The 25,233-nt window shown below is 35.4% G+C and carries 23 protein-coding genes, 2 pseudogenes and 1 other annotated feature; of the genes and pseudogenes, 7 read left to right on the top strand and 18 right to left on the bottom strand.

Annotated features, from left to right (window positions below; genetic code table 11):
- Positions 1–4 precede the first annotated feature (4 nt).
- From KQI66_RS07565 to KQI66_RS07500, 14 genes are all read right to left on the bottom strand, one after another.
- Positions 5–1,096, bottom strand: coding sequence for a WavE lipopolysaccharide synthesis family protein (locus KQI66_RS07565; RefSeq protein ID WP_216428251.1), 1,092 nt, complete (start codon positions 1,094–1,096; stop codon positions 5–7).
- On the bottom strand, positions 1,089–2,354 hold the full coding sequence (locus KQI66_RS07560) for an O-antigen ligase family protein (protein ID WP_216428250.1): 1,266 nt from the start codon (positions 2,352–2,354) through the stop codon (positions 1,089–1,091). Before KQI66_RS07560 ends, KQI66_RS07565 begins: the two co-directional genes overlap by 8 nt.
- Complete coding sequence (locus KQI66_RS07555) at positions 2,351–3,013, bottom strand: D-sedoheptulose-7-phosphate isomerase (protein ID WP_216428249.1); 663 nt, start codon at positions 3,011–3,013, stop codon at positions 2,351–2,353. Before KQI66_RS07555 ends, KQI66_RS07560 begins: the two co-directional genes overlap by 4 nt.
- Positions 3,014–3,027: 14 nt before the next feature.
- Positions 3,028–4,161: a glycosyltransferase family 4 protein gene (locus KQI66_RS07550; RefSeq protein WP_216428247.1), complete on the bottom strand. Its 1,134-nt coding sequence runs from the start codon at positions 4,159–4,161 to the stop codon at positions 3,028–3,030.
- 23 nt (positions 4,162–4,184) lie between these two features.
- Positions 4,185–5,186: a GHMP family kinase ATP-binding protein gene (locus KQI66_RS07545; protein WP_216428246.1), complete on the bottom strand. Its 1,002-nt coding sequence runs from the start codon at positions 5,184–5,186 to the stop codon at positions 4,185–4,187.
- Positions 5,187–5,238: 52 nt separating this feature from the next.
- Entirely contained in the window at positions 5,239–5,736 is a 498-nt protein-coding gene (locus KQI66_RS07540; RefSeq protein WP_216428244.1) for a glycosyltransferase family 4 protein, read from the bottom strand.
- Positions 5,712–5,978, bottom strand: a complete 267-nt coding sequence (locus KQI66_RS07535; RefSeq protein ID WP_216428242.1) for a hypothetical protein — start codon at positions 5,976–5,978, stop codon at positions 5,712–5,714. Before KQI66_RS07535 ends, KQI66_RS07540 begins: the two co-directional genes overlap by 25 nt.
- A gap of 30 nt (positions 5,979–6,008) precedes the next feature.
- The gene (locus tag KQI66_RS07530; protein ID WP_216428240.1) at positions 6,009–7,154 is read right to left on the bottom strand and encodes a glycosyltransferase family 4 protein; all 1,146 of its coding nucleotides are present in this window, start codon (positions 7,152–7,154) and stop codon (positions 6,009–6,011) included.
- Positions 7,155–7,194: 40 nt separating this feature from the next.
- Positions 7,195–7,785: a serine acetyltransferase gene (locus tag KQI66_RS07525; RefSeq protein WP_216428238.1), complete on the bottom strand. Its 591-nt coding sequence runs from the start codon at positions 7,783–7,785 to the stop codon at positions 7,195–7,197.
- A gap of 18 nt (positions 7,786–7,803) precedes the next feature.
- A complete protein-coding gene (locus KQI66_RS07520; RefSeq protein ID WP_216428236.1) occupies positions 7,804–8,823 on the bottom strand; it encodes a capsular polysaccharide synthesis protein in 1,020 nt (339 codons plus the stop codon).
- Position 8,824: 1 nt separating this feature from the next.
- Positions 8,825–9,925: a glycosyltransferase family 1 protein gene (locus KQI66_RS07515; protein WP_216428235.1), complete on the bottom strand. Its 1,101-nt coding sequence runs from the start codon at positions 9,923–9,925 to the stop codon at positions 8,825–8,827.
- A 4-nt stretch (positions 9,926–9,929) separates the two neighbouring features.
- A complete protein-coding gene (locus KQI66_RS07510) occupies positions 9,930–11,066 on the bottom strand; it encodes a glycosyltransferase family 4 protein (RefSeq protein WP_216428233.1) in 1,137 nt (378 codons plus the stop codon).
- Between the two features lie 91 nt (positions 11,067–11,157).
- Positions 11,158–12,609: a sugar transferase gene (locus KQI66_RS07505; protein ID WP_216428231.1), complete on the bottom strand. Its 1,452-nt coding sequence runs from the start codon at positions 12,607–12,609 to the stop codon at positions 11,158–11,160.
- A gap of 469 nt (positions 12,610–13,078) precedes the next feature.
- Positions 13,079–14,458, bottom strand: coding sequence for a TrpB-like pyridoxal phosphate-dependent enzyme (locus KQI66_RS07500; RefSeq protein WP_216428229.1), 1,380 nt, complete (start codon positions 14,456–14,458; stop codon positions 13,079–13,081).
- Positions 14,459–14,513: 55 nt separating this feature from the next.
- Positions 14,514–14,762, bottom strand: a binding site (T-box leader).
- Positions 14,763–14,936: 174 nt separating this feature from the next.
- Here KQI66_RS07500 and KQI66_RS07495 point away from each other — a divergent pair.
- Together KQI66_RS07495 and KQI66_RS07490 are read left to right on the top strand one after the other, a co-directional pair.
- Positions 14,937–15,740: an N-acyl homoserine lactonase family protein gene (locus KQI66_RS07495; RefSeq protein WP_216428227.1), complete on the top strand. Its 804-nt coding sequence runs from the start codon at positions 14,937–14,939 to the stop codon at positions 15,738–15,740.
- A 234-nt stretch (positions 15,741–15,974) separates the two neighbouring features.
- A complete protein-coding gene (locus KQI66_RS07490) occupies positions 15,975–16,901 on the top strand; it encodes a lysozyme inhibitor LprI family protein (RefSeq protein WP_216428225.1) in 927 nt (308 codons plus the stop codon).
- Positions 16,902–17,272: 371 nt separating this feature from the next.
- Here the strand turns inward: KQI66_RS07490 and KQI66_RS07485 are convergent, their stop codons facing one another.
- Entirely contained in the window at positions 17,273–17,725 is a 453-nt protein-coding gene (locus tag KQI66_RS07485) for a S1 RNA-binding domain-containing protein (RefSeq protein ID WP_216428223.1), read from the bottom strand.
- A 105-nt stretch (positions 17,726–17,830) separates the two neighbouring features.
- Between KQI66_RS07485 and rlmD the strand changes: the two genes are divergently transcribed.
- Complete coding sequence (gene rlmD / locus KQI66_RS07480; protein WP_216428221.1) at positions 17,831–19,192, top strand: 23S rRNA (uracil(1939)-C(5))-methyltransferase RlmD; 1,362 nt, start codon at positions 17,831–17,833, stop codon at positions 19,190–19,192.
- A gap of 100 nt (positions 19,193–19,292) precedes the next feature.
- Here rlmD and KQI66_RS07475 read toward each other — a convergent pair.
- Positions 19,293–20,522: pseudogene (locus KQI66_RS07475) on the bottom strand (dicarboxylate/amino acid:cation symporter).
- A 561-nt stretch (positions 20,523–21,083) separates the two neighbouring features.
- On the opposite strand from KQI66_RS07475, the gene KQI66_RS07470 reads away from it, so the two are divergent.
- Complete coding sequence (locus tag KQI66_RS07470) at positions 21,084–21,278, top strand: GGDEF domain-containing protein (RefSeq protein ID WP_216428753.1); 195 nt, start codon at positions 21,084–21,086, stop codon at positions 21,276–21,278.
- A 52-nt stretch (positions 21,279–21,330) separates the two neighbouring features.
- On the opposite strand, the gene KQI66_RS07465 is transcribed toward KQI66_RS07470, so the two are convergent.
- The gene (locus KQI66_RS07465; protein WP_216428220.1) at positions 21,331–21,570 is read right to left on the bottom strand and encodes a hypothetical protein; all 240 of its coding nucleotides are present in this window, start codon (positions 21,568–21,570) and stop codon (positions 21,331–21,333) included.
- A 122-nt stretch (positions 21,571–21,692) separates the two neighbouring features.
- Here KQI66_RS07465 and KQI66_RS07460 point away from each other — a divergent pair, with 122 nt between their 5' ends.
- Positions 21,693–22,589 (top strand): radical SAM protein, encoded by an 897-nt coding sequence (locus KQI66_RS07460; protein WP_216428218.1) that lies wholly within the window; start codon positions 21,693–21,695, stop codon positions 22,587–22,589.
- A gap of 265 nt (positions 22,590–22,854) precedes the next feature.
- Here KQI66_RS07460 and KQI66_RS07455 read toward each other — a convergent pair whose 3' ends face one another.
- Positions 22,855–23,673 (bottom strand): Mrp/NBP35 family ATP-binding protein, encoded by an 819-nt coding sequence (locus tag KQI66_RS07455; RefSeq protein WP_216428217.1) that lies wholly within the window; start codon positions 23,671–23,673, stop codon positions 22,855–22,857.
- A 152-nt stretch (positions 23,674–23,825) separates the two neighbouring features.
- Here KQI66_RS07455 and KQI66_RS11615 point away from each other — a divergent pair.
- Both KQI66_RS11615 and KQI66_RS07445 read left to right on the top strand, forming a co-directional pair.
- A pseudogene (locus KQI66_RS11615) lies at positions 23,826–24,138 on the top strand (ATP-binding cassette domain-containing protein); the annotation flags it as partial.
- Between the two features lie 258 nt (positions 24,139–24,396).
- Positions 24,397–25,203 carry an ABC transporter permease gene (locus KQI66_RS07445; protein ID WP_216428212.1) on the top strand — a complete coding sequence of 269 codons (807 nt, stop codon included), beginning with the start codon at positions 24,397–24,399 and terminating at the stop codon, positions 25,201–25,203.
- Positions 25,204–25,233 lie beyond the last annotated feature (30 nt).

The raw sequence follows: 25,233 nt of genomic DNA, 5'->3' as shown, positions 1-25,233 counted from the left end.
GTTTTTACTTAAAAACCACATCTGCATATTTTTCATATTCAGATTTATACTCTAATGTTCCAGAATAAAGATTCAACCAATTTACAAAATCAAAATTCTCCGTCTTCATTTTTTCTTTTGAATCATCCTCATAGTAATCGCCATAACAATGATGAAGTCTGTATTTATCTTCATACTTAGGCCAAATCAAATCCAGATCCTTTTGTCCCACACATATCATTTCATTTTTGACACTATTCCAATAATCCCTAACACTATTATCACATTTATATCCAAGCTTCCGTAGGTATTCCTTGATAATATAAACTTCTGGTGCTATTTCTTTCTCCGAAAATTCTCTTCTTGTTGCCAGCTCCTTAATGGCAACAATTCTATCACGGTTGTCCAACGGTATGCTAAATAAATTCAACATATCCGCTGTCGCTCCATAATAGAAGAAATCACTAATAAGATATGGATAAAAAAGATTGCCATAATTCATCGACAGTGTAACAATTCTTTTCTTTCGACTGTTACTATGAGGAAATGAGTCCATCAATCCTGTCAGATATTCAAATACATGAGCTTTGTTTACTCGTTGATCTGTTCTAGTTTTTGCAATATATTTTGCTCCCAACTCTTCTGCTCTTTTTATTCCAGCCAAAGAATTTGTCAGCTGGTAATTAACCATTAACGATCCTGTTTTTTTTGGTTTATCACACAGTACCAATTCTACTCCGCAATCCTGAATTTTTTTTATATCAGATGGATTTTCGTCCTTCCATGTAGAAACAACAATCAATGCCTGCGGATAAGCTCTCTTATAATATTTAATCGTTTCAACTGTGAAATCGTCTTCTGCACGTATTGGTCCCTGCAACACAATTGCATAGAAATCTTTCTGCGAATAACTCAAGCTATATTTCTCGCAATTATCGTTCGGCATCATACGAAATGCAATTTGATATCTGCTATCCTGAACACATTTACATGTTTCTGTCATAAAAAAGTCCTGAGAGTTCTTTTTCATACGGCGAATCAACCTATAGTTCAACTTTATCACATTCGACAAGCATTTATTCAGTCTCTGCTTGACTTTTTCTTTACCTTTAATCATAATTGATTCTCCCTAGTGTATTTTTCTTATAAATATATTCAATGGTAGCTATATAAAACGGTACTGCAAAAGCAAAAATATCCCAGAAACAGTCAATATTAATATCCGTTAAAACAAATAAAAGCGTCATTCCTAATACAAGAAGGCAATCATCTCTATCCATCTTTCTAACTTTCCATGCAACATAAAATCCTCGGATAAACATAACCAGATAAATCACAATCATACCACTTCCAAGCATATAAACGCTCCTAAGAAGTCCAATGTCTGAAATATCACCTACCGGCAATGGTTTGGGAACTTTGTCCAGCCAAAAGCCGATTCCCCTCAAGGGTGTTTTCAAAAACATATTTCCAAAGTAAGCAATTGCATAAAAACGAGCCGTTGTTGAGCCACCAGTTTCAGCGTTTTTTGCTGAAAAACTGTCTATTAATTGATTAACCACCGGTGAATTAATCAATAATACTACAATAACACCTATAATTACTATCACCGCAATTCCTTTTCGACTATTCGGCTTGTTTTTTAGTAAAAACAGTAGCATCAACATAAAAAATTGGTAAATCATCATCGACCGTGCCTGCGTTATTACAGTCATGTAACCAACTCCGAGAACAATCAATAAAATGTATTCAACTTTTTGTATGAACTTGCTACTTTTTGATAAAAGCCAGAATGCAGCAGGCAAATATAATAAACTCAAGCAAGGGGGATTGATTCTTAAAATACCATTTCTTATCCAATTTTCTGCCGCCCCCTCTAGTGCAATCGCTGGGCATATATTAATTCCTGTCGCAACGAAATACAACGATATAGTACCACGTATAATATAAGAACCAGCACACAGAATCACTAGCAGCTTCAAATAATCATCTAATTTCCATTTTTTCATTGTGAGCATTCTAAAAATTGGAATTGCCAATAAAACATATAAATAGTTCAAAGCATATCCAACTGCTTTTATCAATCCGCAATGGTATTTGTCCATCGTCACAATTATTGCATTGCATACTATCAAAATTATCAGGACAATATCTAAAATAAGGATTCCATTTTTCAAACCATTATAGTTATAGTATGTCACCGACAAAACAACACTAATTATTATCAATATCAGGAAAAACATACCTAGTTGATTTGAAATATAGCTTGTGGAGAAAATTGGTAAAAGTCCTCCGAACAGTTTCGCATAACTTAGTTGCATGACTAGAAGTAGTACAATTATCCCTTTTATTATAGTGCTAACTCTTACTTTCATTTTACATTCTCACTATTCTGACACCCAAAAAAATATTTTTCCAACATCAAACATAAGCAATGATACACTGGCATATGTAGTTCCTGAATCATATAGGTTTCTGTCTGCGGCACTCTGATGCACACATCACTTAATGCTGAAAGTTTACTTTCTTTTTCACCCGTTAGACCAATAACTTTCATACCTTTTGCCTGAGCTGTCACTGCAGCATAAAGAACATTTTTACTGTTCCCACTTGTAGATATTCCCAGAAATACATCTCCTTCTTTTCCATATCCATTCACCTGCTGTGCAAAGCAAAGCAACGGTTCACAGTCATTCATATATGCTGTAGATAAAGCAGGATGTCCATCCAATGCAATTGCAGGAAGTGCTCTCTGTAAATTTTCTGCCAGAACCGTTCCAAGTTCTTTGTTTTTCTCAATTAACTTCATTGAAAATTCATTTGTAAGTTTTCTAGGCAGCTTAAATCCTTTCATCAGTTCGCCAACAATATGCTCTGCATCCGCTGCTGACCCACCATTTCCAGCTACAAGTAGTTTCCCGCCATTTGTATAACTTTCTTCAATCAATCTATATGCTGCATACAAATCTTCTGTAATGCAGTTCAATTGCGGATAGCGTTCTTCGAGAATGCGAATCTCATAATTGTAATACATTTTGTTTGCCTCCTTTATCTCTCTATTACCTTTTGCAGGACTTCACATATCGCTTCTAATGAATAATTCTGTTCATACAATTTCCATTCTTCGTCTAGGAATTGTTTTCTTTCCTCCTGATTCATAAGATAAAACTCTCTGATTCCAGAAGCAAATCCATCTGGAGTGTCAAAAATAAAACCGTTTATATGATTTACAATCTTGTAGCCAATTTTTCCATGTGACGTTGTAACGACTGGAAGGTTATACGACATCGCTTCCGCAATCTTCACCTTCATTCCACCACCCTCAAAAATTGGTACAAGTACCATATCAGCTGTTTCAAAATACGGTTTCATACTCTCTGGTGATTCTACAAGAACTGCATTCTTTTTTTTACATGCATCTCTAATTTCATCATTTGGATTTGCACCAGCGATAGTCAGCCTACATATATCAGCTACTCTTGGAAATACTTCATTTAATACCCAAATCGTGCCTTCTGCATTTGGTCCAAACCACAATGATCCGGTAATCAGACAATTCAATTTCTTTTCTTTATTAATTCTATTTTCTCTGCGTTTTTTTGCTGAGTTCACGCCTACCGGACACACATATATTTTTCCTTCAGATGTTCCATATAGTTCAATCAATCGCTTCTTGTCTTCCGGTGTAATAGCTAAGACAATATCCGCCTCATCTATCATGTATTTTTCTCTGCTAGCCGCTAAAGCTGAACGGATAAAACTTGGCAAGTTTTTTTCGGATTTATATTCTACCTGTAAATAATCATTTTCTACATTATGAGCTCTCACAATGATTTTTCCCTTATAGCCAGATTTTCTTATTCTTTTTACAACAAAATCCCATCTTGTAAAATCAATATAAATAAGGTCATATTCATTAAAGTCGATATCAAGTTTGTTCCATAAAATATAGTATTTATCCACTTGAAGATGCATCAATGATTTTACTTTTTCAATCAATGTCAACTTTCTGGACATATATATTGTATCCTTAAACCAAGACTCAACATCAGTATTTTCTATCTTTGGACCAATATATGTAACGCTATTCTTCCGAGTCAGTGCATAAGAAAACTGAAGAATTCCTAAAGTCCCCCCAGAATTATAGCCAGGAGCTTGTATAGATATTTGTAATATATTCATTTTTTGTACCTTTTTCACTAAAACTAAATTCTCGGTTCATAAGTTTCCGGTGTATAATGGATTACCCTTGTGCCTCCATCTTCAAATTCAAATGGAATATACATAAGATCACGCATTGCCCAACGTACGGAATCCTGATGCTCCGGCTGTACATAGAACACAAGGAAACCACCACCACCTGCCCCAAGTAGCTTTCCACCCAAGGCACCAGCCGCCATACCTTTAGCATAAAGTTCATCAATACTGTTTGTCGACACTGCTGAGCCTATCTGACGTTTTAGTTTCCATGTATGATCCAGTAATCTTCCAAACTCGTCTAAGTCTATCTGCTTATCTGTCAGAACTTTTTCGGCTTCATCAACCAGCGCTAGCATTTCCTTTAATTGTGCTATTTTATCTGCTTTATCTGCTGCATTAGCCTTTTGTACATCAGAAGAAAACCTAGTGAAGCCTGTAAAAAACATCATTAAATTATGGTTCAGCTGCTTCTTTCGATCTGGCGAAATGATTACTGGAAGAACTTCATATCCATCTGCATTAAAATTAATACGATTAAATCCACCAAATGAAGCGGCAATCTGATCCTGCCAGCCACCTGCCTCTTGACAAAGATTACGTTCAAGATAGATAGCCTCATCTGCCAACTTTTTCTTATCCGCGTATTTTCCCTTCAATGCATAAAAGGCATTCAGCATCCCAACAGCAAACGAACTTGAAGTTCCCAAGCCAGACCGCGCAGGAAGATCCGCTTCGTATGTCAAACGGATCTCATGCATATCTAACATCTTCATAGCGTTACGAATTGCAGGATGCTGAATGTCATCAATACTTGTCACACGTTCAGTCTTTGAATAGGATAATTCTGTAGAATAATCAAAAAAGCGTGGTAAATGCCGAACATTAACATAACAATACTTATCAAAAGTTGTAGAAAGTACCGATCCACTGTTTTCTTTAAAAAAGCTTTCCATATCTGTTCCGCCACCAAAAAACGACATACGGAATGGTGTTTTTGTTATAATCATTATAGTTCTCCTTGTTTCATTTATATATGTTCAAATATCGACTCGTATTTTTTTAAATTAGCCTCATACGAATAACAGGAATCTGCCCAATCCTTAATTTCAATATCATTGATATCATATTCACTCTTTGCTGCTCTATCAATCGCCTTAGCAAACTCCTGTGGCGTATCACACTTAAATACCTTTTCATCTCGTATTGCATCAGATTTCCATGATTAACTCCAACAGGAAATACTCTTACTTTATCTCTATCCAAATCATATGTATTAATAAAATTATTTTTATCCGCATCTGTAATTGCTAAAACGCAATCTGCATTTTGAACCATGAATTTTTCTCTTGCATAGCTAAATTCATATTTTAAAAATCTAAGTATTGATTTATTATTTTGATACTCTATCCTATAAAAATCCGTTTCTACATTATGTGCTCTAACTATTATCTTCCCTTTAAACGAAGATTTTAAAATATCTTTAATTACATAATCCATCTTGGTAAACTCAATATATATTAAATCATATTTATTTATTGGAATTTGATTTTTTTCCAATTTGGATATGCTCTATCAAACTGAAAGTGCATAAGTGTATTTAATTTTGTAAATTTACTTATCGGAAAATCTAAATAATAACATTTTTTGTATTTACTCTCGATTTCTTTATCTTCAATATGCGGCCCCGCATAATCAACTTCTTTGTATAAACTAGTCAATGCACAATGTGACTGATATACACATAATGCTCCACCTGAATTAAATGCTGATGCCTGTGCACACACATGTAAAATTTTCATGTTCTCTCCTTTTAATATACAACTATGTTTTTAATTATTACCTTTATAAAAATTCAAATCATTTAGTAATTTTTTAGCCAAAATATCCCAATTTAAACTTTCTCTAAAGGTCCTAATCAACTCTGCTTGCCGGTTGAACTCATCTTTATTATCCATAATATATTCCATTTTCTGTGCAAGTTCAGCAGCATTACCTGCTTCAAATAATAGCCCTATTTTTCCATTATCCAATTGTTCTTTCAACCCACCTGTATTTGAGGCAATAATTGGAGTTTCATACTCATACGCTATTGGTATTACACCTGATTGAGTCGCATCCAAATATGGTATTATAGCTATAATATTAGGTCCACTAAATAAACAGCCTACCTCTTGATCTGGTATGAATCTATTAATAACTTTAGAATTTTTGATTTCACTGTACTCTTTCTCATATTCTGTAAAATCTCCATTACCTGCAACAACAATTGTAAAATCTGTTCTTTTCTCCTGCAGGATTTTTCCTGCTTCTGCAAGTACATGTAATCCTTTATATTTTTCTATTCTTCCGAAAAAAACAAAATTATATTTATCTTTCGAGTAATCGATTTTATACCTATCATCTTGACACTTTACATAACTAGACATACGACCGTGTGGTACAAAATGAATTTTTTCTATCGGTATATTATAGTTTTTATTTACCAATGGAATGAACGATTTTGTAAGTACTACTACATCATCTGAGTCTATTATTGATTTTCTAACTGCCTTAGCAAAATAACCTTTTTCACCAGAATGACTTATTGGATCATGACAAATTGAAACTATTTTTTCTTTCTTTATACACCTTTCAACAATTGAATTCCAATGTCCATATAATGTTCTAAAAGAAAAATCAAATTTAATCATTCTAAATTTTTTTCTAATTCTCCACTGATCTACAAAAAAAAGATACATTGTTTTTATAACAAAATCCCATTTGTTTTTATCCTTATAATCTTTAATAATAAATAATTTATCAGATCCTATTTCATCAAGCCATTCGTCCAAATTCGTTGCCGTATCCGGAACAGTTGCATACACATCACATCCATTTGCCTTAAATCCCCTAGCCCATTCAATAGCTAAAACTGTTCCTGCTCCATCCCTAGCTTGTTGATTTATAAAAATTTTTATTTTTTTTCTCTTTACCATACCCAAATCCTCTTTTTCCATCAAAATTACTGGGTTAATACTAATTTTTTTTATTATTTAATTCTCGTGCAGGACATCCCACAACAACACTATTTGCCTTTACATTTTTAGTAACCACAGCTCCAGCTCCAACAACTGCATTATCTCCAACGCAAACATCTCCTACTACAATTGCTCCAGCCGATATTTTGCAATTATTCCCTATTATGGGGGCATCTGTTTTGTTTGTATATCCTACTGTAACCTGCTGATTAATCCAGCAGTGTTCCCCTATTTCTTTGGCTGCAATAACAGTAGCAAAGCCATGTTGAAAATACATCCCCCCACCTATCTTTTCTGGAGGCATATTAATTTCCAATGAATCTCTCGGAGAAAAAAATATTCTTGTAATAACCCATAGTAATGGGTCCATATGTAAACGATTTAATAACAAATTAATAAAAGCTTTATCATATAATAAAATCTCTCCAGTAGAATATATTTTTCCTTCTAAATTTCCATCTTCCCGTTTCCAAACGTCTAAGTCTTCTTTTATTTTATCTCGAAATTTACTTAATTTCATACAACAGCAAACCGGAATAACTCTCCATAAATTAACTGTAATATATATTTTACGAAGTTTTAAATTCATTTATTTTTCCCCGTCTACTCATACATTTAAATTACCTTTAAGTAATTTTCCGTAAAAAGTAGGAACACCATTCTTTTCTCTTGGATATTGATATTTCCAGCTCAATTTAAATAAATATGTATCCTCTTTCAAAGCACACCATTTACTCTCATCAAACTGCTCTCCCATCACCTTATATAATTCATCACATTCTGGATTATTCGGCTTAATATCAGCAAAAATTTGGGCAATTCTCTTATCGTATTTTTGTGCCAATACAATCATATAATCAACCATCAAATAATCAACCATAGTATCATTATGTTTCCAATAATTCAAAAAGAAATCACGAATTGTTATAAATGCAAAACGATTTTTCTCATTGCAAGCCAATGAGTAGCCTGCGAAATATCCAGATGCAATAGATGCATGAAAGTAATCTGGTCTTTTTATTGACCATAATGGCTCTTTAAAATACTCATCTAAGATTGGCTCTGTACAAAAAAATGTAGAATCAATCCACATACCACCATGTTTAGCCAATAACGAAAGCCTTAATAAATCAGAATAATTCGTTCTTGTTATAATTCCCTTATTCTTTTTTTCTTCCACCCACTTTGGAATATCCACATACTGCTTGTAATTATCATCCGTCAAAATAATTACTCTATGATTTCCTGCATTTCTTTTTATAGAGTCTACACAAACTTTTACAAGCTCTGGTGCCCGTTCAAGTCCCTGCCACCAACAAACCCATATGCAATCCGAATACTCTGATTTAGGTAGCTTTTTATTTTTATGATCATAATCATATGTCTTTAAAAAATCGCCAAAAGTTTTTTCATAATAACGAATCATAATATCATGCTTACGTAACAAATGATTTTTTCTAGTTTCATTTTCATAATATCCATTACGATTCATAATCTGAATATCAACTTTTGCCCTAAAAGTTTCTAAACCTTCTTTAAAAGAAGTAACTTTAGAAATCCTTCTTGTTGCATCTATTTCTTCAGCACAACGATGTATAATTCGCTTAATACTTTTATGTCCTGCCATATTACAATCCTTTCTTATTAACTATATCCAAATAATAATTTTCCAATATCGAATGTGCTACTTTAATATCATATTTACTATTCTGTAAATCTTTTGCTTTTGAATTTCTCTCGATATTCTTTGTTCTTTCGATAGATTTAACCCATTCATCTAAAGTAGCTTCTAATTTAACGAATTGTGTTTTAGAATTAAATTTTACTTCTTTTGGAACTCTATCCGAGAAAATACAAGGTAAATCTGAAAATTGAGCTTCTATACCAACTACTGGAACACCTTCAAAAAAAGACGGCATAACAAACACATCCATTGCCTGATACAATTCATTTACATCACTTCTATTTCCTAAAAACTTCACTTTAGAATCCAACCCAAGCTCATGTATCTGTTTTTTTATTTCCTCTTCTTTTTCTCCAACGCCTACTAATATTAATAATGCATTTCTCTCTAATTTCAAAAGTGAATTAAAAATTTCAATTAACAATTTATGATTTTTCTGATAAGAGAGTCTCCCGACATGTCCCACCACAAATTCATCTTTCATACCTAATTCTGCTCGTTTTTTATTTCTTAAATCTTTATCATATAAAAATTTATCAACTTCAATCGCATTGGGAATAAAAGTAAAGTCTTTATTTCCAAACAAGAATTTTCCAGCTTCTTGTCCACAAGTACAATAATCAGTAGCAACCGTTGTTATTCTGGAACGAAAATATTGTTTTAATAAATACTTGAAATCTTTATCAATAGAGGTATTATGACTATGTGCAATACGTACCGGTATATTCGCTTTCTTTGCAGCTTTCAATGGCAAATAACTCATTGCATCAATGTGTGAATGAATAATTTTATATTCTGGATGTTCACTAAAAAACTGTTTCATCCATTTATAGTATTTAGGATAATTTTGTGGATACAAGCGAGGAGCATAATAAATCTTTCCTCCCAAGCTCTCAATTTCATCATCATAATCACTTCTCTGTGGACGATGTGTTAAAAAATCAAATTGAATTTTTTCCCTGTCTATATTTCTATAATAATTCATAAGCATCGTCTCAAGTCCTGCTCGATGCATATCATTTACACATTGCAATATTCGAATCATTTTTCTATCCTCTATATAAATTTAATGTTTTTTCCACTACATCATCCCAATTATATTTTCCACAAATATAATCTGCTGCTTCATCTTTATATTTTTGTACTTGTTCTTTATCGTCACAAGCATTTTGTAATTTTTCTTTTAAATCTTCGACATTACTTTTCTTAAAGACAAATGCTTTATCTTCTACTACAGAAGCACATTCATCTATATTGGATACCAAACAACAATTTCCATAACTCATTGCTTCTAATAAGCTAAGCGGCATTCCCTCTAAATCACTTGGTAAGCTATAAATATAAGCGTTGCTATACAACTCATCTAATAACTTGCCCTGAACAAATCCCGTAAAGATAATTCTGTCATCACCTTTTGCCATTTCTTTTAACTGATTTGCAAATTCATCTGTATCGGAACTGCCTCCTGCAATCACTAACTTTTTATCTGTATTTACTTTTTTAAATGCTTCAATTAAATACGTGATTCCCTTTTCCGGAACAAGACGTCCTAAGAATAATATATAATTATCTTTTTCAAGTCCAAATTTCTTTTCAATAAGTTCTGGTTCTCTAATGACCGGGCGATTTACACCATTAGGAATAAACTTGGTTTCACGTCCATAAGTTTCCTTAAAATAGTTCTGTACTCCTTCACTGAGAACAATAATTTCATCAGCATATTTAACCGCACATTTTTCTCCGAGCATAATATATGTGCTGGCTAATTTACCCCATTTTGCTCTCTGGTGATCCAAACCATGTACTGTAGCTATGCAACGCTTTCCAAATAATTTGGGCAACCAAAGCATTGCACACGGTCCTTCCGCATGAAAGTGCACCACATCATATTTTCCAAAGGCTGCCGCTATCGCTGCAAAAAAAGATGCACTCATTGCCGCCAAGCCTTTTTTATCTATCGTAGGAACATATTTCATTCGTATTCCTTTATACTCTTTAAGCTTTTTACTATCAAATTCTTTTCCGCTTACATGATGTCCACTGCGATTATACACAGTAACTTTATGACCCAGTTTTGCCATGCGAACCGACAATTCTTCAACAACTATTTCTACTCCGCCCTGTCTGCTCGGAATAGTTTTATGTCCCAAAACCGCAATTCTAAGCGAACCTTTTTTATTGTTCATAATAATCTTCCCTATTCTTAATTTGACATTTATCATCAACTGTTTCCGACTTTCAACAATATCAAAATCACTACATATCGGCAAAAGTCAATTACATCGAACCATCTCTTTTGAATACAACCATAAATGTTTTCAAGATAATTTTTATATCAAGCCCTATATTCCAATTACTTATGTATTCCTTATCAAGTCTTACAACTTCTTCAAAATCCGTAATATCACTTCTTCCGCTCACCTGCCACATACCGGTAATTCCGGGCTTAATAGCAAGTCTTGCTCTATGATGCAGCTCATAAAGATTCACTTCGCCAACCAACGGTGGTCTTGTTCCGACAAGTGACATATCACCTTTAAGTACATTGAAAAACTGCGGAAATTCATCAAGACTCGTTCTTCGTATAAAATCACCGATACCTGTTTTATGTGTTCCGTCCGGTAAAATTTTATTTCCTATGACTCTTGGGTCAAAATCAAGTTTAAACATTCTTGCATCATGTATCTTATTCTGTTTCATAAATTCGGCTTTACGGTCATCGGCATCTAAATACATGCTTCTGAATTTATACATTTTAAATTTCTTTCCGTTTCTACCGACTCGCTCCTGCGTAAAGAAAATAGGGCCGGGAGAATTTACATATATAGCCGGTGCTACAAAAACAAATATTATTCCCGTACAAATACAGCCGACGATACCGGCAAGAATATCCATAGCCCTTTTCATTACAAGCTGTTTTGTAGATGCATAATTTATACTTGTTGTAAGAACAGTATAGTTACCTATTTTTTCAACAAACTGTTTTTTACCGGGTGCATTTGATACCTTAGCAAGGTTAAGATGGACTGTCACACCGGTTTCAATAAATTTATCAATTAAATCTTTGGGATACTTAACTTCCAATGAAGGAGCAATTAAAACTTCATCTATCCATTCCTGGCAGACATACATCGGTGCATTGCTTTCATTTGCAACAACCTTAACTCCGTTAATTATTTTTCCCGTCATATCATAATCAATAATTACTACTCCGGCTATTATATATCCGGCATAATTATTTTCTTTCATATTTTCAATTACGGTTTCCGCAGCGTCTTTGCTTGTAACAATTAATAATGTACGGTTTCCGCCTGTAACCATCTTTTTTCTAAGCTGGCTTTTTCGTATTTCTCTGACTATGTATGTAATTCCTGTGTATAATACAATCATATATATCAGCGAAAGCCTGGAATAATTCTGACCTTCCTGTATAAGGAACAAATAAAAAACAGATATAACACCGACAGCAACAGCCTGCTTTAATGTTACAACAAAGCTTTTATAATATCCTTTTTTCAATACTCCCTTTAACGAACCAAGCATAAACATTACAACTACATCGGCAAACTCAATAAAAATTGCCATATTTCTATATAACAAGCTCTTATAAGGGTTTAATCCATAACCGTTTATCAGATATGACAGTACAAATGCTATTTGAAGGCACAACATATCCAACAATATAAAATCATAATGTTTAAGCCAACTTACAGAATCTTTTCTATACATAAATTACCCTACTCCCAATTTAAAACTAACATTTCTTTTCAATTCACACACGGCTTAGTCAATAACTGTCTTTATATGTTACAAATATCTGCAATTTTAAAAGTCAAACAACAATTTGTATGTATATAGTTAATACGTTAATACATTTATTTTTACTTTAAAATCCGATATATAACATCATTATTCGACATTAATTGTACCACAATAATACGTTTTTTACAACCTAATTACAGCATTATATGGTGTTTTATTACAATAATTTCATATTTTTAGCAATTCTCACCATTTAATGTAAAAGCCCAATTTTAATTTTTATACATAATGCAAAGCCAATACACAATTCCAATATCTACATTATAATATCATTTAATTATAAATGCCTTGAAGTTACATAATTTATCCGATTCACTAAAAAAGGAACGCCTTTCGGCGTTCCTCGGGGAATAAAGACATATAATTAATAGTAAATTCAATCTATTTTAGGCAGCATTGCAAAGCTCTTTTCAAGCTCCTCATCAGTAGGAATATAATCGGACATTTCTCCGTTATTATATTTCTCATATGCTGTCATATCAAAATAGCCTGTTCCTGTAAGACCAAAGAGTATTGTTTTTTCCTCACCTGTTTCCTTGCATACAAGAGCTTCATCAATAGCGGCTCTTATTGCGTGGCTGCTTTCCGGTGCGGGAAGTATGCCTTCAGTTCTTGCAAACTGTGTCGCAGCGGCGAATACGCTTGTCTGCTCAACGGAACGTGCCTCCATAAGTCCGTCGTCATAAAGCTGTGAAAGTATTGAGCTCATGCCATGATAACGGAGTCCGCCGGCATGGTTAGGTGAAGGAATAAAGCCACTGCCGAGAGTATACATTTTTGCGAGCGGGCAGACCATACCTGTATCGCAGAAGTCATAAGCGTATTTTCCTCTTGTAAAGCTGGGGCATGATGCAGGCTCAACCGCAATAATTCTGTAATCGGCTTCACCGCGAAGCTTTTCGCCCATAAACGGTGATATAAGTCCGCCGAGATTTGAACCGCCTCCGGCACAACCGATTATAATGTCGGGCTTAATTCCGTATTTTTCAAGGGCCGCCTTTGCCTCAAGGCCGATTATTGACTGATGAAGAAGAACCTGATTGAGCACAGAGCCAAGAACATAACGATAGCCTTCTCTTGTTGTTGCCGCCTCTACCGCCTCGGATATTGCACAACCGAGAGAACCTGTTGTTCCGGGAAATTCCTCAAGTATTTTTCTTCCTACCGCTGTTGTATCCGAAGGCGAAGGAGTTACAGAAGCACCGTATGTTTTCATAACCTCACGGCGGAAGGGCTTCTGCTCATAGGATACCTTAACCATATAAACCTTACAATCTATTCCGAAGAAAGAGCATGCCATTGAAAGCGCTGTTCCCCACTGACCTGCACCGGTTTCTGTTGTTACGCCTTTAAGTCCCTGTTTCTTAGCATAGTATGCCTGAGCAAGAGCCGAGTTAAGCTTATGGCTGCCCGATGTATTGTTGCCCTCAAATTTATAATAGATCTTTGCCGGAGTTCCGAGTGCCTTTTCAAGATTATAAGCACGCATAACAGGCGAAGGGCGATACATCTTGTAGAAATTAAGTATCTCTTCCGGAATATCAAAATAAGCTGTTGTATCATCAAGCTCCTGTTTTATAAGCTCATCGCAAAATACCGGACGAAGTTCATCAAATGTCATAGGTTTATGTGTTCCCGGGTTAAGAAGCGGAGCCGGTTTGTTTTTCATATCCGCTCTTACATTGTACCATTGTTTCGGCATTTCACTCTCTTCAAGATAGATTTTGTAGGGTATTTTCTCTCTGTCATTACTCATTGGTTTGTTTCTCCTTTCGTGTTTAGAAAATAAAAAAACCTCTTGTCCTATATCAAAATAGGACAAGAGGTATAAAACTCCTGCGGTACCACCTAAATTCACCCAATATACGGGCGCTCCTCAACTGCATACTATCATATGCGCTCCGCTGTAACGTGCGGAAATCCGTCGCACCTACTTGCCTAAGCTTTCAGCTTGCCCTCATAAGTCCATTCATCAATCCTTGACTGCGATACTCTCAGCAATGTATCACTCTCTGTGAAATGTTTTCGGAATGATTACTCCTCTTAATCAGTGGTTTGTTCCTGTTGACGATATTATTACATGACAAAAATATATTTGTCAATACTTTTTGCAAAAAATTTTTTATCGATTCAAAGCGATAAAATATTAATAAATATAAATCAAAAATTAATATTTATTAATATTGCTTTTAGTCGGATTTTATGCTGTAATAAATAAAAAAGGAGTGTTGCCAATGAAACTTTATATTTTAAACACCGGTTATCTCGAAAGCGATAAAAACAATGTTGTAGCCTGTTCAACAGTCGGCACATACAGCAAGCCGCATGTTGAAAACTCATGGATAAAGCTGCCCGTAATGGCTTTTTTAATCGAAAACAACGGCGAATACATTCTTTATGATACAGGAAGCAATCCAGAAGCCATGAACGGCTACTGGCCGGAAGGACTTAGGGAAACCTATCCGCTTTATCAGTCAAAAGAAGAACGTCTGGAAAACCAGCTTGCTTTGATAGGTGTAAAGCCTGAAGATATAAAAACCGTAGTTCTTTCGCATATGCACCTTGACCATGCCGGAAACATACATCTTTTCAAACACGCCAACGTATATGTTCCAAAGGCTGATTTCATGTTCGGCCAGACTCAGGTTCATCTCAATCCAGATCCGGCAACACACGGCGGTTATGTAAAGGCAGACCTTGATGTTCCTGTAAAGCAGTATATACTTGTTGATGAGGATTTTGAGCTTGCTCCCGGCATAGAGGTTGTAAACCTTCCCGGACATACTCCCGGTCTTATCGGACTTATTGTTCATCTTGAAAAGGACGGAACTATCATTCTTCCTCAGGACTGCGTATATACTCAGGAGGTATATGGCCCTCCCGCAAAGGCATCAGGACTTTTATATGACAGTATTGAATTTTTCAAGTCCATAGAAAAGCTCAGAAAGCTCCAGAAAAAATACAATGCAAAAATTGTATTTGCCCATGATTATGAGTTTTTCAAAACACTCAAAACCGTGCCGGAATACTATGAGTAATTAATATTTATACATAATTAAATTTAAAAACTGTTTTTAAATTTTATCCTAAATCCAAAAAATTTTATCAGACAATGCAATAATATTTTATTGTGTTGTCTGTTTTTTAATATCTGTATCATTGAAATTTTAATATAATTATTAAGTAAAAAAATAAGAAATTAAAAAAAAGAAATGAAATAATGATATGTTATAATTTATTTAATTAAATTTCTATGTGCTAAGGAGAAATATATGAAAAAGAGAATTTATATTGTAACCGCACTGTTGGTTTCAGCACTTTGTGTAGGTTGCGGAAATAAAAAAATAGAATCGGAAACCGAAAACAAAACTTTCCAAACAGAAAATCAGACTGATACTGCCACACCGGAAGATAAAGATTTAGAGCTGCAGAGTATAACAGAAGCGGACTACACATATGATTATACCGACGACATAAAAACCGATGTTGACTATGTTGTATCCAACTCACAATCTATTCAGGATGAATTAAAAAATATTGACAAAATAACGCAAAAATATTCCTTGTTAGCAGAATCGGCTCAAACACAGGGAGAAATGAATGTTGCATCACAATGGTTATATGCAATCTGGGACACAGAATTAAATAATCTCTGGAGCAGATTCAGCAGTTCAGCCGATTCCGAAACAAAAGAAAGAGTACTTACAGAGCAAAGAAACTGGATAGCCATGAAGGATGACGTAACTTCAAGATATATAGGACTTCCGGAAGAAAACGGAAGTATGTATCCTCTGCTAAAAAATTCATTCTTAGAGGAAATAACCATGAACAGATCATATTTTCTTGCTGACGAGCTGGCAAAAGTTAAAGGTGAAGCTTTTACCATGCCTGAGGCTTCGGAAAAATACGGTGTATTCGTTGATAATTATGGAACCGACAGCGTACATAGTTCATTAATAACCCGTCAGGCAACTGACGGAAATGATACGGCAGATATTTTTATTTTCAGACGAGGCGGAACTCAAGGAACTTTTATTGATAACGGAAACAGTGAGCTTGCCTTTACCGCAGATGACGGAAACATAAAAGGAATTATAAAAATCAACGGTTGGGACGGAGCAACCTTTGAAGTCACAGAAACAACAGGCGTTTCGCCCTTTGATGTCGGCGAAAAATTTGAATTTCCGTTTGTATTTTAAATTTGATATAATACACAAACAGGTCGCGCTTTCAAAGCGTGACCTGTCAAGGTGTCGACAAAGTCGACACCTAAGTCGAAATCAGGATTTCGACTTATTTAAACAGAGGCATGAATATCTCATTCCATCGGCTAAAAAGCCTTGAAACTCGCTATTCTCCTCGACGGGAGTGAATCCCGTCTGCGGATTCCACTTAGGAAACTCTTCGTTTCCTAATACCTTCCGCTATATAAAAATAACTTTGTCTATAGTCTAACAGGTCGCGCTTTCAAAGCGTGACCTGTTATAATTTTTAAGTATACAAAACCTTATGTTGAAAAAAACAATTTAAGCCTATATAATTATAATATTATTGGCTAAAATGAAATTTATCAATATCCGCCGTTACGTCTGTTATTACGTTTATTGATTCCGGCCTGACGTTCATTGGACTGTTTAAGCCATTCTTTCATTTTTTCCTCAAAATCGTTTACAGGATCCTTAGCCTGTGCGGCATCATTACCGGAATTCTGTCTGTTTCTGGGTTCATAGTTGTTTTTATGCTCTCTTGACTTAAAGTTATTCTGCTGTCTGGGAGCTTTGGGAAGAGCCTCTCTTATTGAAAGAGCAATTTTCTTGTTTTCTTCATCGACAGACATTACCTTTACTTTAACTGTATCGCCAACTGCGACGTGGTCGTTTATATCCTGAACAAATCCGTTTGCAATCTGTGATATGTGTACAAGTCCCTGTGCGCCGCCCTCAAGCTGGACTATTGCACCGAAAGGTTTGATTCTTACAACCTTTCCTTCAACTACACTACCTGTCTCGATTTTTTCAGCCATTAATGTTTACACTCCTATTTTAAAAATAATCTGAAATATATCAGTTATTTCAGTATAACACAAAGCGAAAAAAATGCAAACCAATTTATCGGAGGTTTTTATAAAATGAAAAAGAATGATTTTATCGAGGTTATGATTAACGATATTGCTTTTCCCAACAAAGGAAAAGGCATTGTTGAGGATATGCCGATAACCGTTAAAAATACAATTCCCGGACAGAAGGTTATGGCAAGAATAACAAAAAAGAAAAACGGAAATCTGGAAGGTGAATTAAGAGAAATTCTCGAACGCTCACCTCTTGAAACAGAAAAAGGCTGTTCGCATTTCGAGCTTTGCGGAGGATGCAGTTATCAGCGAATCAGCTATAAAGAAGAAAACAAAATAAAAGAAAATATGGTTAAAAAGATACTTGATAATGCCGGCATATCAGACTATGAATTTGAAGGACTTCTTCCTGCTCCCGAAGAAAAGGCTTACAGAAACAAATGCGAATTTTCATTCGGTGACTCCGAAAAGGACGGCGATCTCGCTCTCGGAATGAGAAAAAGAAACAGCTTTTACGAAGTTGTTACTCTTAAGGACTGCAACATAGTTGATAACGATTTCCTCAAAATCATCAACACTACATTGGAGTTCTTTACCGAGAACAATATACCGTTCTATCATAAAAAAAGACATGACGGCCAGCTCCGACATCTTGTTGTGAGAAAAGCAGCTTTTACAAGCGAAATTTTAATAAACCTTATTACAACATCAGACTATACTTTCAATCCGGAGGACTATGCCAAAGCTATTCTTGACACAGAATTAAGCGGAAAAATCGCCGGTATTCTCCACACAATAAATGATTCTCTCGCCGATGTTGTTCAGAGTGATGAAACAAAAATATTATACGGAAATGACTATTTCTACGAAAATCTTCTCGGACTCAAATTCAAAATTTCGGCATTTTCGTTTTTCCAGACAAATTCAAAGGGTGCTGAAAAATTATATTCGGTTGTCAGGGAATATGCCGGAGATACATCGGGAAAGGTTGTATTCGACTTATATTGCGGAACAGGCACAATAGGACAAATAATGAGCGAAGGCAGTAAAAAGGTTATCGGAATAGAAATAGTTGAAGAAGCCGTTGAGGCCGCTAAAATCAATGCCGAGCTTAACGGCATAACCAACTGCGAATTTATAGCCGGTGACGTACTTAAAAAGGTTGATGAGCTCGAAGATAAGCCCGACTTAATTATTGTCGATCCTCCGAGAGACGGAATTAATCCCAAAGCTATTCTCAAAATCATTGATTTCGGAGCCGAAGAGATCGTTTATGTTTCATGCAAACCGACATCATTGGCAAGAGATTTACAGGTATTTGAGGCCAACGGATATAAAACTGTAAAAGTCAAATGTGTTGATATGTTTCCGAGAACTCAGCATGTAGAAACGGTTGTTTTATTAGCTAAAACTTCTGTTTAAAAATATTAAATTACGTAAATTAAATAATTTCGCCATACAAGCGATAAAAGCAAAACAGTCTGCTTAATTTTTACACCAAAGCAGACTGTTTATTTATGTATTATTTATTTCGTTTGCTTGCTCTTTCCATCTTTCTTTTTTCAATGGCATTAATAACCATTGTACAGGCAGCATCACCTGTGATATTTACCGCCGTTCTTCCCATATCGAATATACGGTCAACACCTGCTACAAGTGCAATACCTTCAATCGGAAGTCCGACAGAAGTAAGAACCATTGTAAGCATCATCATACCGGAACCGGGAACACCTGCCGTACCTATTGAAGCAAGCGTTGCCGTAAGGACTATTGTCAGCATCTGCGGAAATGTAAGGTTTATACCGTAACATGACGCAATAAATATTGCACATACACCCTGATAAATTGCTGTACCGTCCATATTGATTGTTGCACCGAGAGGAAGCACAAACGATGATATTTCTTCCGATGCACCCATTTTCTGTGTACATTCCATATTTATGGGAAGTGTTCCGACCGACGAAGCACTTTAAAACGCAAACATAATAGCCGGCATCATTTCTTTAAAGAATTTTATTGGGCTCAGATTTGCAAACAGCTTTACCGAAATTGAGTAAATACAAATGCTGTGTATTATATAACATACATAAGCAACACCGAGAACTTTTGCAAGCGAACCGACTATTTCCGCACCGTTATCCGCAACAACCGGACATAAGAGGCAGAAAACCGCAATCGGTGAAAGCTTTATAATCATGTCCATACACTTTACAAACACAACATTAAGGCTGTGTATCGCTTTGGCAACCACTTCACCGTCTTTTCCTGCAAGTATAATGCCAAAACCAACAATAATAGCAATGACTATTACCTGGAGCATATTTGCATTTACCATAGGCTCAAAAAAGTTTGAAGGGAATATGTTTACAAATGTAGTCATAAACGAAATAGGCTCACTTGCCTCATAAGTAAGGTTGCTTGTTTCGATAAGCGGAAATGCACCTTTTGCTATATTGGCAAATAAAAGACCTATTGTAATCGCAAAGGCCGTTGTACAAAAATAGTAGATAACTGTTTTTATACCAATAGAGCCTACCTTCTTAATATCCTTCATCGAAAGTATTCCGTCCATTATTGAACAAAGCACAACCGGAACAATAATAAATTTAAGCAGATTAAGAAATATTGTTCCAAACGGTTTTACATACGTTGTTAGTATATCAGCTTGATTTTGAAAGACAAGACCGGCAACAATGGCAAGCACAAGAGCAATGAATATCTTAAGTGCAAGCGATAATTTTTTCTTTTGCATGATATAACTCCTTTTCTATTTACAAAATTTTATAATACCTTTAAATATAAATAAAAAGACATAACTATATAATTATAGTTAAAAACAGACTTTTATGCAACTTAAAAATATTACAATCGGCGTTATTTTAAATCATTTGTTATTGACCTGATTAAAAAAATGTATGATAATCAACTATATTTCAGCAAAAATAAAATATTAATATTTATGAAATGAAGTGAACCTAATGAAAATAAAAAAATTATGTAACAGACTGATTAAAAATATAAAAATAGCAGTTGTATCGGATAATCTCAGACAAAAACTTTTATTTTCTTAATGCCGCAATTTCATTAACATCTTTCATAATGACAATAATAAATATTTTTACAAAAGAACATATACTTATGTTTGCAACACTTTTGTTTGCAGTTTTATGTCTTTTAAATATAATACTGTTGTATTTTTCAAAAATACCGTTACGGCTCATGTGCAAGCATTGTCGTTTCTGCCGTTGGGGCGGTGAAGAATTTCTGTTAATAATGCAGTGTAAGCATGATGCAGCTGTTATAGCCGAAAAAAATAAGAAAAAAAGTTGAAAATACGCCTATTGACTATAACGGAAAAACTATACATGCCACAATCAGCGTAGGTGTGTGCATTATCGGAGATATTTCCGGAATTACGGTACATGATGCAATCGAACAGGCTGACAAAGCAATGTATCAATCTAAAAACAGCGGAAAAAACCGAGTTACTGTTAAAACCGTAAATTAATAAATTTATGACTACATACAAAAATGAACGGAGATGCCGTTCATTTTTTTGTTTATTCCGATATTTTGTTTTGCAATCCAATCGCCTTAAGCATTTTGTCATAGCACTTTTCGCATATATCAAAGCTGTCCTGTCTTCCGTCTTTTTCGGAAAAATATCCCCATGTTTTTTCTATTTTATAGTAATCCGCAAAAATGCCGTCATTTATTTTTTCTATTTCTCTGCCGCATGCATCACATATTATTTTTTCGGGAATTTCTTTTACATCAACAACCGATTTTGTTTTTACCATATATACCACTCCCCTTTTGTTTTTCACGACGTAATTATACAATACAAATCATTTTTCGTATACAGGAAGTTTTTATGTTATTAAATGCGTATATCTGATATAATTTTTTTGAGGTGTTAAAAATGAATTTATATGAAAACTGCCGTCTTTGTCCGAGAAATTGTTCGATAGACAGAACCGGCGGAAAAATTGGCTTTTGCGGAGAAAGCTCAACTATAAAAGCGGCTCTTGCCTCTGTACACAACTGGGAAGAGCCTCCGATAAGCGGAACAAAGGGCTCCGGAACAATATTTTTTACCGGTTGTAATCTCAAATGCGTTTTCTGCCAGAACTATTCCATAAGCAGTGAGCATTCCGGAAAGGAAATTTCAGTCGAAAGGCTTTCGGAAATAATGCTTGAACAGCAGGCAAGAGATGTCCATAATATTAATCTTGTTACTGCCGTCCATTTTGTTCCGTCTGTTATAAAAGCCGTTGAAAAAGCCAGACAAAACGGACTTACAATTCCTATTGTGTACAATTCGAGCGGATACGAAAAAGCCGATACAATAAAAATGCTTGAAGGAACAGTGGACATATATTTACCGGATATAAAATATTTTTCTTCCAAGCTTTCGGCAAAATACTCGTCTGCACCGGATTATTTTGAATATGCCTCTGCCGCAGTAAAGGAAATGCACCGTCAATGCGAGAATGTTATATTTGATGAAAACGGAATAATGCAGAAGGGTATTATCATACGTCATCTTATTCTGCCGTCATGCAAAACTGATTCATTTAAAATACTTGATTGGATAAGGGACAATCTCGGAAACGAAACATACGTATCACTTCTCAACCAATATACGCCCGTATACAATGCGGCAAAATACAAGGAAATAAACCGCAGACTTATGTCTATTGAATACACAAGAGTTATTGAACATTTTTTTGAAATAGGACTTAAAAACGGATATATGCAGGAACGCTCATCGGCCAACAGCAGCTATACACCGATTTTTGACTTCAGCGGATTATAAAAATTTCGGTTTGTAACCTTTTGTCCCTTCGATAAATATAATATAGAAAACGAAAAATCCGGAGGGATAATAATTGAAGCCGACAGTCGAAGCAAAAAACATATGCTTTAATTATCACAGTCTTGACGGTGAAACCGAGGCAATAAAGGATTTGTCTTTCACAGTCGAAAAAGGAGAATTTATCAGTATTGTCGGGCCTTCCGGCTGTGGTAATGCTCTTCCTGCCAAAATACAAATGCACCGCAAAAGCGGTGCATTAATTTTGTTAAATCTTTTCGATAGCCTCGGCAATATTATTGAGTGCCGATACATCAAGAAATTCAATTTCACCCTTATCCACACAAGCCGCAAAGTTAGGATCAATTGGAAGCTTTGCATAGTAAGGAATTTCAAATTCGTTAGCCTCTTCCTTAACATGGCTCTTTCCGTAAATCTCATACTTCTTGCCGCAGTCGGGACACTTGAAATATGACATATTTTCAACAAGTCCGATAATAGGAACATTCATCATATGTGCCATTTTTACAGCCTTGCCGACTATCATTGAAACAAGATCCTGAGGTGATGTTACAATAACAATTCCGTCAACCGGAAGTGACTGGAACACAGTAAGAGGAACATCGCCTGTTCCGGGAGGCATATCAACAAACATATAATCAACATTATCCCATACTGTTTCTGTCCAGAACTGCTCAACAGCTCCGGCAATTACAGGGCCTCTCCATACAACCGGATCAGATGCATTTTCAAGAATAAGGTTTGTTGAAATTATATCTATTCCCTTGACGGTTCTCATAGGAATAACACCGTCCTCGGTAGCATAAACTCTTCCGCTTATACCGAATGCCTTAGGGATTGAAGGTCCTGTTATATCGGCATCAAGCACAGCCGCATGGTATCCTCTGTTTGCCATGTTTACAGCAAGCATAGCAGTAACAAGAGATTTGCCTACGCCGCCCTTTCCGCTTACAACACCGATTACCCTTTTAACACTGCTTGCAGCATTAAGAGGTTTTATCATGCTTTCGGCTTTGTTATCTGAACAGCCCGATGAGCAAGAGTCACAATCATGTGAACAACCCATAAAAAACATCTCCTAACAAATAATAATTATCTTTAATTGCATACATATTGATTATAACACATTATCCTATAAAACGTCAAAAATAATCATTGATTTTTTGTATTTTAAAAGGAATAGCTAAATCAACCCTTCTATCAATAATCTGCGGACTTATGCAGCCCGAAAGCGGTGAGCTTAACATAAACACATCATCTCCGGCAGGATATATGCTCCAGAAGGATCATCTTTTCGAATGGCTGAGCATATTCGACAATGCCTGTCTTGGACTGAAAATAAGAAAACAGCTCAATCCCGAATCAATAGAATACGTAAATACGCTTTTTGAAAAATACGGTCTGTCGGATTTCAAAAACCGCCGTCCATCCGAGCTTTCCGGCGGAATGCGTCAAAGAGCCGCATTGATAAGAACTCTTGCGGTAAAGCCTGAACTTCTGTTACTTGACGAGCCGTTTTCCGCACTCGATTATCAGACAAGGCTTTATGTTTCAGACGAAATCGGAGCAATAATAAATAACGAAAAAATAACGGCAATACTTGTTACACACGACATAGCCGAAGCTGTTTCCATGTGCAGCCGTGTATTAGTATTAACAAAACGTCCGGCAAAAATAAAATCTGTCCACAAAATAGAGCTTGATGCCTGTGGAGAAACTCCCATGCAGAAACGAAATTGTCCTAAATTCCATGAATATTTCAATCTTATATGGAAGGAGTTGGACGTACATGTATGACATAAAGGCTCAATCGGCAAAACAGCTTGAGTTTATACGAGCCTATAAAAAAAGGAAATGTATAGTATTATTCTCACGTACGTTTCTGCTTATATTTTTTCTGTTTTTATGGGAATTATGTGCTAAATCAGGCATAATTGATGAATTTATATTCAGTTGTCCGTCCGCTATAATAACCTCGGCAATACAAATGCTTTCAGACGGTTCTCTTTTATATCACATATGGATAACATTATCCGAAACCGTAACAGGCTTTGTTATCGGCACAATAATCGGAACTGCCGCCGCCACACTTCTCTGGTGGAACAAAACCATATCGGATATATTACAGCCTTATCTCGTTGTGCTCAACAGCCTTCCGAAAACGGCACTTGCTCCGATAATAATTGTATGGCTCGGAAACAACACATCTTCGATAATACTGATAGCTTTGCTAACATCGGTAATAATAACCATAATGAGCGTGCTTCAAGGCTTTATCGAAACAGACAGCGACAAAATAAAACTGATACGGATATTCGGCGGAAAAAAGCCGCAAATACTCAAGGAGGTTGTTTTTCCTTCAAACATACCGGTTATATTCAACGCTCTTAAAATAAACATCGGCTTATCTTTTGTCGGCGTTATTGTCGGCGAATTTCTTGTCGGAAAAGCCGGACTCGGATATTTGATTGTATACAGCTCACAGGTTTTCAAGCTCGACCGTGTAATGCTCAGCGTTGCCGTTCTTGCAATAATGGCGGCTGTTATGTACAGAATAATTACCGCCGTTGAAAACAAATTTATATCCAAACATTAAAACAGGAGGCATTTCTGCCTCCTGCAAATT

Source organism: Anaerotignum sp. MSJ-24 (assembly GCF_018918145.1).
Classification (GTDB): domain Bacteria; phylum Bacillota; class Clostridia; order Lachnospirales; family Anaerotignaceae; genus Metalachnospira.
This window is presented reverse-complemented; position numbering and strand designations above follow the sequence as displayed.